Below are 12,366 nucleotides of genomic sequence, written 5' to 3'. Positions count from 1 at the left end.
CAGACATAAAAAAATTGATCCGGCATGCCGGATCAATTTAGGACCTAAAAATCGATGCGTCCTTTTTGTTCATCTTTATTAATGCTGTAATAGGCAGCATTTTCTTCCGGCTTTACATAAATGTCCAGGGTTTCCATTTCCTGTAGCTTGTGACCAGCTTGTTTCCAATAGACCTTTGCTTGTTTCACCAACGCTTCCGTGTCCACTTCCTGACCTTGATACTGTACGATATATTTTGTTTTAAGCATGTGGTACCTCCTTGTCACTTCATTGATAAAATCGTAAGAATTTTACCAATTCACAGACAGTTTATCAAAAATTTCTTAAAAATGAGCAAGAAATCTAGGAAATTTTAAGTTAAATGATGAAATTTTAGAAAAATTTATAAAAATTGATAAAAAAAAGTAACGCAAAGGAGGGGGAGGCATGAACCGATGTATTCGAAGAGGCGAGGCGCAGTAGTCTTGGCTAGGTTTTTTACGCATTTTGACTTTTACCTAGTCGCGAAAAGCAGTAGGGGGTACTGTCTTGACTAGGGTTTTTGCAATATACGAGTTTTACCTAGCTGAGAAAACGAGTGCGCCGCCGCGTTTTGACTAGGTATATTTCGATATACGGTTTATACCTAGTCGAGAAAAGCAAAGACAGACAGTTTGGCGACTAGGTATTTTTCGATATACGAGTTTTACCTAGCTTGAAAACGCAAAATGGGGTCATTTGGCGACTAGGTATTTTTTGATATACGAGTTTTACCTAGTCAGAAAGAAATGAAAGGTCGAAAGGCACGACTAGGGTTTTTGCGTATATAGAATTTTACCTAGTCGGAAGGAATGCCGCATACAACCGCACACCACCGCTCCATCGACGCTGCCGCCGTACCGCCGCTCCGCTGCCGCCCCCTCACCACCGCCCGACAACAAAAGCATCGCCATTAACCATCGCCATATTTTACATTGCTGCAAGGTACATCACGGGAGCTTGGGGTACAATAGTTAATTGCATACGAACGAGAAGTGAAGGGGAAGTTATGTCTATTTTGGAGTTATTGTTGTTGGCGGTCGGGGTATCACTGGACGCCTTCTCCGTGGCAATTTGTAAAGGATTGGCGGTGCAGGAGTTGAAGGTGCGTCACGGGGTGATTGTGGGGGCGTATTTCGGCGGATTTCAGGGATTGATGCCATTGCTGGGATTTTTATTGGGCTCCCTGATTGCACAATCCATGCAGGCGTTGGATCATTGGGTTATTCTTCTTATTTTGGGATTTCTGGGGATTCAGATGATTCGGGAGGCGTTAAATCCGGAATCGTGTCCAACAGGGGATTTTTCTGTGTCAGCAATGCTGCCCTTAGCGATTGCAACAAGTATCGATGCCTTTGCGGTCGGTGTCACCTTTGCTATGATAAAGGTGAATCTATGGATTGCATTGCCGCTCATTGCGATGTGCACCGGTATATTTTCATTTGCGGGCGTATATATCGGGCATTATTTCGGACAACGGTATCAAAAACCGTCAGGCATTGTGGGCGGTCTCATATTGCTGTTTATCGGTGTGCGTGTGTTCATCACACACATGATGCAAGGCATTTAGCGACGTAGCAGGCCAGCGGGCGCAACGCGTCAGACAGGCGCAAAGAAAAGGACGGAGAAACCGTCCCAAAGGAGGAAAGCGTGGAAATCACACAAAAAGCACGGGAGAGAGCCAAAGCGTTAATTCGCTTCATTGATCAAGCACCGACGGCGTATCAGGCGACGGAGCAGGAGAAAGCCATTCTCGAAAAGGCGGGATTTACCGCCTTAGATCCGGCAATGCGCTGGGAACTGAAACCGCATACGGGCTACTATGTCGAAATTTCCGATGCTACGATTCTGGCATTTCGCACGGCGGATAAAGCAGATGCCGGTTTTCATATTATCGGCGCACACAATGATTCGCCGGGCTTTCAGCTCAAACAAAACGTGAATCGCCATCGCGCAGGCTATGGCGTGCTCAATGTGGAGCCGTATGGCGGTCTCATTATGCGCTCATGGCTGGATCGACCGCTTTCCATCGCCGGACGTTTGCTGGTGAAGGATGGCAATGACGGCTTTACCGTTAGGAAAATTCGTATCGAACGGCCGCTTTTGATTCTGCCGAGTCTGGCTATTCACATGGATCGCGAAGTGAATGCGAAGGGAGAAATCAAGCCACAGAGTATGATGGAACCGCTATGGTGCACGGAGGAAGAGGGCGAACATGGCGATTTTCTGGAAGTGGTAGCTAAGGAAGTCGGTGTAGCACGCGAGGAGATCTTAGATTACGATCTTTTCCTCTACGATATTCAAAAAGGCGTGTTGCTGGGCGAACAGGAAGAATTCATTTCCATCGGTCGCTTGGACAACTTGGCCATGTGTCATGCCGCAGTGACGGCTCTTTCAGAAGCCGAAACCGGCGCTTATCATCAGGTGATTGCGCTGCATGACCATGAAGAAATCGGCTCCATGACCCGCAAAGGCGCGGATTCGGCAACGCTTAGAAATGTATTGGCACGCCTCGTGCGCGGCCTAGGCGGCGATGCCGAAGACTTTGACATTGCTACAGCAAAGAGCTTCACCATTTCCTGCGATATGGCCCATGCGGTGCATCCGAATTTCTCGGATGTTGCGGATCCGACCAACCAGCCGCGCATCAATCACGGCCCGGTCTTAAAATATGCCGCATCCAAGAGTTATATTACCGATGGCGAAGGCGGAGCGCGCGTGCGTCTCTATGCAGAGAAGGCGGGTGTCACTTTCCAAACGTTCCACAACCATTCCGATAAGCGCGGCGGCGCGACCATCGGTTCCATGGACGAGCAATGGACGACCATTCTCAATGCCGATGTGGGTAACCCCGTACTCGGTATGCACTCTGTGCGCGAATTAACGGGCGTGGCGGATCACGATGCGATGATTCGTACTTTGACCGCGTTTTTAAGCGATGCGCAGTAAGCAGGGGGCCACAAAGAGACCGCTGCGTCGGGCGGATATGGAAAACGGAGGGGCGGCATCGCCGGCTGCGGTGCCTCCTCTGGAGTTTTCTCTCACCATCGATGATTTTACCGGGCAGGGCAGTGGCGTCGGGCATCTGACCGCCACCGATGTCTTTTTTGAACGCGACGGTTCCACCATTCCCCTTGGGGAGCATGCCTTGGTAGGTATGACCGTGTTTGTCCCGGACGTGCTTCCCGGCGATGTCGTGCATTGTCGCCTTGTCAAGCGAAAAAAATCCGTACTGGAAGCGCAGGCCGTGAAGCTTCTGTCATCATCACCAGAGCGCAGAGGCGCTTCCGAATCCTCCTTCGACACCATCGAAGCCAATGGCTTTCCTTTACTTCATTGGCAGCCGGAATGTCAGGCCCGTTGGAAGCAGCAATTGGTGCGCAATGCCTTGATCCGTTTGGGTGGTTTTTCAGAAACGGAGCTGCCCTGCTTATCATGGATCGCCGATGAGGAATTTCATTATCGCAATAAAGTCAATCTCCGCCTAACGTCCCGCGGTCTTCTTGGCGATACCATGCGCGGCACTCATGACGTTGCACCCCTTTCTTCCTATATTTTTGCAGTGCCTGCCATTGAAGAGACCATCCGGCGATGGAATCGCTTGGCGCTTTCCTCAACGGCGTGGGCATCATTGTTTTCACCCGTGCGCATGGTCATTTTGCGCGCCAATGAAAAAGAGGAAATTTTGGCTGCCCTGGTGACTGACCCAATCACGGCACACCAACGCACCGCTATGTTTGACGCCCTTCATCCCTTGGCTTTTACGGTACTTTGTCAATCGGAGAATCGCCGTCCCGGCGATGTTCGCCTGCGCGAGCCGATTCATTACGCCACAGAACAGACCACCCTTGACACGCATCTGCATGGCCTCTCTTTTTCTGTCTCGCCGGCGTCCTTCTTTCAAGTGAATCGCTATCTGACGCAAGTCCTCTATGATACGGCGCTTTCCTGCTTTACCGACTTGGCGAAACGCACCGTCTTGGACCTTTACTGCGGCACCGGAACCACATCGCTTCTAATGGCCCGTCAAGCCAAACACGTTGTCGGTGTTGAGGTGGTAGAAGCCGCCGTTGCCAATGCCCAACAAAACGCCAGCATCAACGGCATCAGCAACGCCACGTTCTTTGCGGCCAAAGCTGAAGATGTCATCGAGGAATTGACGCATCGCTATCGCGGCAGCGGCGTGTCCGTCCTGGTCGACCCGCCACGCAAAGGTTTAGATCCTCTTGTCTGCCAATCCATTTTGGCCGCAGCTCCCGACGAATTTGTCTACGTTTCCTGCAACCCCGCCACCTTGGCACGCGATCTCGGCATTTTCCGTGAATGCGGCTGGGTGCTGCAAAAGGGAAGCATTGTCGATATGTTCCCGAATACGACGGAAGTGGAAGCTATAGCGTTGATACAAAAGATGTAAATTTAGAAATCCTGCATTTCAAGCAGTTTTATAAGCATTTTGTCTTTGAAAAAGATGAAGAAGGATATGTCAAAAAGACTCAAAAAAAAACTACATGGACGTAAGAGTAGTTTTGCAACTGGTATGAGGAAACACAAAAAATATAATTAACTCATTTTGTACTTTCTACAAGAGTAGCTTAAAAGGCTGCTCTTTTTTTATGAAGAAAGGATAATATAACTTTAGGCATATAAATCTAAATATTTGTCCCATAAACGTAGAAATACGTCCCGATTTGCGATATAATGATAAAGAAATTAGGAGGTATGGCAATATGAAAAAACAAAATGTTTTGAATTTAATAAAATACCATGTGGAAAGGAATGAAAATTCCTTTAGAAATGAGGCTATAGCAATAGCAAGATATTTTGATAGCATAGGAGATTATCAGTTATCTGAATATATTATGGGGTTAATATCTGAATCAAATTTATATTCACCACAAAGTAGTGATTTTGAAAGTGAGTTTTTAAAGCAAGTTGAAATAAGAAATTTAGAGGCTTTAAATTTACCACTTGAAATAACAGAGGATATAAAAGGTATTATTAATGCTGTAAATCATAATGTTGGTATTAATAAATTTTTATTTGAAGGATTACCGGGAAGTGGAAAAACAGAGGCAGCAAAAAATGTTGCAAGATTGTTGGATCGCTCTCTTTTTAGAGTGGATTTTGAAAATTTGATAGATAGTAAGTTGGGGCAGACCAATAAAAATATTATAAAAGTCTTTAAAGAAATAAATATGCTTCCAAATGCGAATAAAATAGTAGTTTTATTTGATGAGATTGACGTTATCGCTCTGGATAGAATTAATTCTAATGATATTAGAGAGATGGGAAGAGTAACATCTACAATTTTAAGAGAATTAGATAGATTAACAGATCTTAATAAAGAGATAGTGCTTATTGCAACAACTAATCTATATTCAAATTTTGATAAAGCATTAATTAGGAGATTTGATGCTGTTATTAATTTCAATAGGTATAGCGATGAGGATTTAATAGAAGTTGCTGAATATTATTTTTCTTCATTTATCAAGAATTTTAAAGGAATATCCAAGGATGCAAGATTATTTAAAAAAATATTGAGAATATCAAAGAAAATACCTTATCCCGGAGAATTAAAAAACATTATAAAAACATCACTTGCATTTAGTGATGTTGGTTCTGAGTATGATTATTTGAAAAGATTGTACAATAGTTTGATAGGAAACCTGGATCAAAAGGACATAAGCCAACTTCATGAAGAAGGATTTACTGTAAGAGAAATAGAAAAGTTAAAAGGGGAGTCTAAAAGTGCTGTATCAAGAAAACTGAAAAAGGAGGAAGTAGATAGTGAATAATGTTTTGGAATTAAAAGGGAAACGCTTTGTACAAGCACGTAGAAATGTTAATGGCGGTGGTGTAGCCATGAATGGGAGAGTGGAAGTCAGTACAGAGCATTTATTAAGGTTAAAATCTCAGTTAAGCCAAATTAAAGAATTTTGGGATAAAGAAACAAAGCCATTTGAAGGAGTTTTAATTAGTGTTTATTATAATAAAATTGTTGCGAAAAGTAATCGAATTGCAGGACTTTTTAAAGGGACGACTTCTAATGATGCAATTGTTGGTGCAAAATTTAATAGAGATAAGAGCAAACATATCATCACATATTTTCTTGATGAGTATGATTTGACTAAAAGTATAGAGTTGATTACAGATACTTCAAATATATTGTCTAAAAAATTTGCAGGAAAGATTAATAAGAGCATATTTGAAGATAAAAATATTGTCAATCCAAGAGTTTTTAAAGACTTTTCTGTGAGTATGTCAATATTTAAACAGGTGATTGCAGATGTATCATATATTGATTCTTTTGAGGTAGAGTTACCTACGATAGATGTAAAGCAGAGCATTATAACTTTGTATGATGTAAGAAAAGATACAAAATTATTATTTGAAAGATTAGGGATAGATATTTTAAGTAGCAGAATTTTAGATAATCAAACTGTTTACTTAGACGAAAAGCAGGTAGAACTACTTTTTGAAAAAGTACCTTATCTTGTTTCAATGGCAACCGTTGATTTGTCAAGTTTATCACCTGATGATTTTATAAATGAGTATCAAACAAAAATGGTAACTATATCATCCCCAACTATTGAACCAACAATTGGTGTGATAGATACCTTATTTGATGAAAGTGTTTATTTTAGTGATTGGGTTGAATATCATGACATGGTCTCAGAAGATATACCAAAAAAACCAAAAGATTATAATCATGGGACAGCAGTATCTTCCATTATTGTTGATGGAGCAAGATTAAATCCTTGGCTAGACGATGGCTGTGGAAGATTTAAGGTTAGGCATTTTGGAGTAGCGGTAGGTGCTGAATTTTCTTCCTTTTCAATAATAAAGAAAATAAAGAGTATTGTAATAAATAATTCAGATATAAAAGTCTGGAATATTTCACTTGGTAGTAATCAGGAAATTAATGATAATTTTATTTCTGCTGAAGCTGCAATATTAGATAAAATTCAGTTTGAAAACAATGTAATATTTGTTATTGCAGGAACAAATAAACCAAGTGAAGATATAGTAAAAATAGGCTCTCCGGCAGATTCTGTTAATAGCATAGTTGTAAATTCAGTTAGTAAGAATGGTCTGTCTACTAAATATGCTCGTAAAGGATTAGTATTATCTTTCTTTGCAAAGCCTGATGTGAGCTATTATGGTGGCAGTGAAGAAGAGTACATTAGGGTTTGTGAACCTTTAGGTGCTGTGAATGTTGCTGGTACTTCTTATGCTGCACCTTGGATTGCGAGGAAATTATCTTATTTAATTGATGTGTTGGGACTTAATAGAGAAGTTGCAAAAGCCATGATTATTGATGCTGCAAGAGGTTGGGATGAAAAACCGACGCCTGAGGAAGTTGCTTTATATGGGCATGGAGTTGTACCAATTCATATAAACGATATTATTCAAACAAAAGATGATGAAATAAAATTTGTGGTATCAGATATTAGTGAAAAATGGAATACTTATAACTATGATTTTCCAGTTCCTCTAAAGGATAATAAGTATCCATATATTGCGAAGGCTACGATGTGTTATTTTCCATTGTGCGATAGATTGCAAGGCGTTGATTATACAAATACGGAATTAAATTTACATTTTGGACGAATAGGGGATGATAAAAAAATCAAGGATATTAAAGGGGATAAACAGAATACAGAAGACACCTTAGATGGAGAAAGAAATTATCTTTTGGAAGGTGAAGCCAGAAAGCATTTTAGAAAATGGGATAATGTAAAGTATATTGCAGAGAGTGCTACAAAAAGAATGATACCAAAAGACTCTTATAGAAATAAAAACTGGGGTATGGAAGTAAAGACAAATAACCGATTAGCTCCTCAAGATGGTATAGGAGTTAGGTTTGGTGTTGTTGTAACACTCAAAGAAATGAATGGAGTTAATAGAATTGATGAATTTATCAGAAGTTGTACATTAAATGGTTGGTTAGTAAATGAAATCGATGTTGTTAATAGAGTAGATATTCATCAAAAAGTTAATGAAGAAATTAAGTGGGAATAGTATATGTTTTTTTGCACTATCGACAGTAAATGGAATGGTATGGAATATTTATAAAAATTATAGCAAGTATAAGAGGTGAAGAGATATGGAGAATCAAGATAAGATATATGAAATAGAAATTAACAGTTGTGGTATAGGAGGGAAGCTTAGGATACAGAATAGAAATAATCTTAGGTATAAAAAAATTCGTACGTAGATGGCAATGTTGTACGAGAACATCTTTGTTTGTCTAAAGAAGAATATGAGTTGGCAATGCTTAATTTATTTAGATTATATTGTTGTGAGGGATTTTATAAAGAAACATCAGCAATGTATTTTGGCGACATACCGATTCAAGCTAATGGAGGCATTGAAAAATTTAGGATTACTGCATTAGTATATAATTATTAGATATGATATTAGAAAAGGATTAGAGGGAGTGATGACTATGCCTGATACAATTATATATTGGTTATGGGGATTGGTAAAAGCAATACCTGAAGATATTATTAAAACGCTGATATTAGGTTTTTTAATTTTAGTTCTAAGAATACTTGTTGAGAAAATTAAATTTTTAAATTCCAAATTTAAAAATTTAATGGTAATGATATTTAGTACAAATATAGAAATATCTACAAAAACTTCTTTTATCGATTCTCCAGAATATAATTATGTTTCAAAAAGAAAAAAGGAATATGTATACAGTCAAAATTCGAGTGATAATGATGTATGGGGAATTATTATTGTAGGAGCATTGATTGCTTCTATAATTGTTAATTTTTTTAAAGAATATGTAGAGTATATATCTTTGTTCTTAAAGTGGTTTGGGCTTATACCTTTAATATTATCTATTATATTTTTATTTATTATATCTTTTAGAAAGGAAGTTCAAAAAGTTACCGTTAAATTTATTATTGTTTCAATAGTTGTTTCCACATTAACATTGTATTATGGATTTAACATTAAGGAAATGGTGGTAACAATGAGTCCTTCAATAGTTGATACAAGAAAATTTTTTATATCAGTATATAAAATTTTAGGTGTATCTATAGGAGTAATTCAACAAATGATATCTTATACCTTATTGTTGCGTGTATTCAGTGTCTATATTGATAGAAAAAAGAAAAATCCGATACAAGTAATTCGCAAATTTATTTCTAAAACAAAACGATTTGAATCGGTTTCTTTTCTCAGTTTTTTGGTAATATTGTTTTCAGTTTTATCATATTTACTGACTTTAAACGCTGTTCATAATTTTTTGTTGAGATAATAGAAAAACTCAAAAGATTATCTCTCCATCTCCTTACCTATGTAAATTCCATAGTTTTTTCGTATTTGATAAAGTTCGTCCATAGTCGATTTTGAGGAAGAATACTCTTGCATAAGGGTGTTCTTTTTTTCTTGTAATTTATCAAGCTCAGCTAAAATATCCTTTGAATTTGGGAGCTTGGAATAGGATTTTTTAAGCTCTGAGAGAGCATTTTCATATAGGGTAATCTGAGCTTTGTACTCTTCAAAAAATGCATTGTCAGACGGATTAGCCTTATATTCCTTGTAGCACGCTCTGTATTTTTTAACGGTATGAACTTGCTCCATAGTGGTGGAAAGATTCTGCATTTCCTTATCGATAGCCTTGATTTTCTCTTGTATATTTTGCCTTTCATCGGCTGCTTTTTGAATATACTCGTCAAGCTGTTTAACGGATTTAATGCCATGTTCTCTGATATAAATAACAGAGTCAGCCATTGTATGAAGGTTATGTTTGGTTGCCCAATATTCGTAGCCTTTGCTTTCCTTTACCTTTGCATTGGTGTTCATGTCAATAACATTGCCGATGCGTTTTTTGACGGCAGGAGTCTTGATAAACTCTCTTTCTGCAATTCGTTCTTTTAATCTTTCTTCGGTATAATCTTCTCCGATTGTTTTAGCCCTTGTAAATCTCGCCTTATCTTTTGGCTTAAAAGCAATGTGCTTACCGTATTTGATTTCATAGCCAAGATCCGCCATCTTCTTTAAAAATTCGTCCCAATCCTTTGACTGTTTTATTATTCTATCAATGTCAAATTGAAGTTTACTTTTCCAAGAAGTTCCATGATTTGCCTGTTCATTTTCATACCAAGATTTACCGTTAATCTTATATTTTTTCTTATAGCTTTCGTAAAACTCGTCAATGACAGATAGGCTATTTTCTTTGCAGAGTTTATCACTCTGATAACGGATTTGGTGGTAGCTTTTCTTGTTAGACTGGTAGCACCTACCTATTACCATATTTACATTATTGAAGATGATGTGATTGTGGATATGCCCCTTATCTACGTGAGTAGATAAGACAAATTCATACTCATCTTTGAGTATCTTTTTACACAGCTCCATACCTATTTGGTGTGCAATTTCAGGCGTAGTTTCTCCCGGTAAAAATGATTGAATGAGATGTCTTGCAAGAACGGTTCCTTTTGTTCCTGCGTCATTTCGTGTCCTTAAAAACTGAGTGTGAGCAGTTGATTCGTGGCATTTATGAGTGCTGACTAAAAGCTGTTCATCTGTTTTATCTCCATTTACAATGTAGTCGATAGCAAGATTAAGAGTCGATTTTATTGGGTGTATTTTTGTAATTGCCATTATTATTCACCTTCCGTTTCAGATGTTCTTTTCAGAAGTAGTGAATGAATTTGCCACAGCTCTTTTGAGAAATGTTCAATCTCTTTTTTTATATCACCGATGTCCTCTTTGTAGATTACACCTGTCGAATTTACTCGCTTTGCAATCTGATTGATGTTGTTTGTTGCATTAGAAAGTAAGCCTTGTAAATCTCTGAAAGGCTCTAAATCCACTTGATAAATTTCCTTTTCCAAAACGCATTTGCGGATGAAATGGCTCATGTTTCTACACTTCGCAAGTCTTTTTTTCTCTTCAAAAAGAGCCTTTTCTTCTTCAGTTAGTTTAATTTCAAGTCTTTCGTTTCTTATTCTATTTTCCATAGTTAGTTCCTCCTTTGAATGTATTTCGGGGTCTTAGGGTTCTCCCTAACAAGCTAAAAATTGATAAAAAAAGAAGCAGATCCCAAAGGGCTGCTTCATCAATTTTTCCGTAAGTGTCCGTACACTTACTGTGCTTGCTACAAAAGACTGATTATGGTAGCAAGCGTTAAGCACATATTGAATTCTAATATTAGTTTAAGTAATTGTACTTCTATATTTACTTGGTGTGATACCATAAGTTGATTTGAATATTTTAGCAAAATGTCCTGTGTGTGTATAGCCAACTTTTTCTGCTATCGTAGATATTTTATACTCAGGATTTTTCAGCAATAATAATGCCTTATTAAGCCTTAATTCTTTTAAGTACTCGTAGGGAGGAACACCGTAGTATTTGCGAAAAGCTAATTGAAATCGTGCAGGACTCATTAAAGCAATTTTAGAGAGTTCAAGTCCGTCAATATGAACCGATAAATCTTTTTTCATAGCCGATACAGCCCTTTTCAGATTTTGCTTATCTTTTTTAGTTAAGACAACAGATATATTTTTTTCCTTTTCTTCTAACTCTGTAATTATGATAGATAATAGTTCCATAACTTTGCTTTCCAAATATAAAGGCAAAATCTTTCCTTCAGCTTGGGATTCTCTTATCTGTTGAAATATAAAATTCAACTGCGGAGAATTTTGAGTTTTTAACAAATAAGAATTAAGAATCTTTGCTTTTTCATATTCAAAATCATCATATTTTAATTTTAAGAAAGTATCAAAGTATTCTTTGGTTAGGATTATTTTCGTAAACTTTACAGGCTTATTTGCCTCACAATAGGTATAAGTTTTCTTTTCTGTATTTAAGTAACAATATATACCTTTTTCTACATTATTTAACTTTCTGCCACCGACTTTAAATGAACTGCTTTCTGTTTCAAATTGGCTAATCTCTAAATACTTTTCAGATACTTCGGTTATTTTCTCCATTGTTTCATTTGGAGTAAAGTTAGCAATTAAAATTAGAATTAAACGGCTGTCAAATTTTAGTATGCGAAAAGTACCTTTGCCAAAATGGGGATCTATTTGAAAGATTTGTTTGTTTTCAGTTGATAAAGTTGGAACAGGAATAAAAGGAGCGTCATGTACTAAGTTTGTTAAATAATCAATAACTGTTCTATCCATCAATTCTGCTCACCTCTTTTAATATCACAAATTTATTTAATTATATCACAAATTTATAAAATTGTAAATAGAAATACTGATGAAAAGCTTACAAATAAAGGGATTACAAGGAATATCAAAATTCATAGTTAGATTTTGAGTTATAAAAAATTAGCTTTATAATAAATGTAGTTAGTTAGATATAGCTAACGGTCAGGAAAGG

General features: G+C 37.8%; 10 protein-coding genes. 6 read left to right on the top strand and 4 right to left on the bottom strand.

Features of this window, described 5'->3' with window-relative positions:
* Positions 1–44: 44 nt before the first annotated feature.
* On the bottom strand, positions 45–248 hold the full coding sequence (locus tag BN98_RS03815; RefSeq protein WP_019189643.1) for a DUF6465 family protein: 204 nt from the start codon (positions 246–248) through the stop codon (positions 45–47).
* Positions 249–1,027: 779 nt separating this feature from the next.
* Here BN98_RS03815 and BN98_RS03810 point away from each other — a divergent pair.
* The 6 genes from BN98_RS03810 to BN98_RS03785 all read left to right on the top strand — a co-directional run bounded on the left by BN98_RS03810 (position 1,028) and on the right by BN98_RS03785 (position 9,289).
* Positions 1,028–1,588: a manganese efflux pump MntP gene (locus BN98_RS03810; protein WP_019189644.1), complete on the top strand. Its 561-nt coding sequence runs from the start codon at positions 1,028–1,030 to the stop codon at positions 1,586–1,588.
* An 80-nt stretch (positions 1,589–1,668) separates the two neighbouring features.
* Positions 1,669–2,967 (top strand): M18 family aminopeptidase, encoded by a 1,299-nt coding sequence (locus tag BN98_RS03805; RefSeq protein ID WP_019189645.1) that lies wholly within the window; start codon positions 1,669–1,671, stop codon positions 2,965–2,967.
* A 37-nt stretch (positions 2,968–3,004) separates the two neighbouring features.
* Positions 3,005–4,432: a 23S rRNA (uracil(1939)-C(5))-methyltransferase RlmD gene (gene rlmD / locus BN98_RS03800; protein WP_019189646.1), complete on the top strand. Its 1,428-nt coding sequence runs from the start codon at positions 3,005–3,007 to the stop codon at positions 4,430–4,432.
* 313 nt (positions 4,433–4,745) lie between these two features.
* A complete protein-coding gene (locus BN98_RS03795; protein ID WP_019189647.1) occupies positions 4,746–5,813 on the top strand; it encodes an ATP-binding protein in 1,068 nt (355 codons plus the stop codon).
* Complete coding sequence (locus tag BN98_RS03790; protein WP_019189648.1) at positions 5,806–8,040, top strand: S8 family peptidase; 2,235 nt, start codon at positions 5,806–5,808, stop codon at positions 8,038–8,040. Before BN98_RS03795 ends, BN98_RS03790 begins: the two co-directional genes overlap by 8 nt.
* Before the next feature lie 427 nt (positions 8,041–8,467).
* Positions 8,468–9,289 carry a hypothetical protein gene (locus BN98_RS03785; RefSeq protein ID WP_040942524.1) on the top strand — a complete coding sequence of 274 codons (822 nt, stop codon included), beginning with the start codon at positions 8,468–8,470 and terminating at the stop codon, positions 9,287–9,289.
* A 17-nt stretch (positions 9,290–9,306) separates the two neighbouring features.
* Here BN98_RS03785 and BN98_RS03780 read toward each other — a convergent pair whose 3' ends face one another.
* The 3 genes from BN98_RS03780 to BN98_RS03770 form a co-directional block, all read right to left on the bottom strand.
* The gene (locus BN98_RS03780) at positions 9,307–10,638 is read right to left on the bottom strand and encodes a relaxase/mobilization nuclease domain-containing protein (protein ID WP_019189650.1); all 1,332 of its coding nucleotides are present in this window, start codon (positions 10,636–10,638) and stop codon (positions 9,307–9,309) included.
* A 2-nt stretch (positions 10,639–10,640) separates the two neighbouring features.
* Positions 10,641–10,997, bottom strand: coding sequence for a plasmid mobilization protein (locus BN98_RS03775; protein WP_019189651.1), 357 nt, complete (start codon positions 10,995–10,997; stop codon positions 10,641–10,643).
* 195 nt (positions 10,998–11,192) lie between these two features.
* The gene (locus BN98_RS03770; RefSeq protein ID WP_019189652.1) at positions 11,193–12,164 is read right to left on the bottom strand and encodes a helix-turn-helix transcriptional regulator; all 972 of its coding nucleotides are present in this window, start codon (positions 12,162–12,164) and stop codon (positions 11,193–11,195) included.
* Positions 12,165–12,366: the final 202 nt, after the last annotated feature.

It is taken from the genome of Levyella massiliensis, assembly GCF_000308275.2.
GTDB classification, from domain to species: domain Bacteria; phylum Bacillota; class Clostridia; order Tissierellales; family Peptoniphilaceae; genus Murdochiella; species Murdochiella massiliensis_A.
The sequence above is the reverse complement of the archived record's forward strand: the minus strand, read 5'-3'. Positions and strand labels throughout refer to the sequence as shown.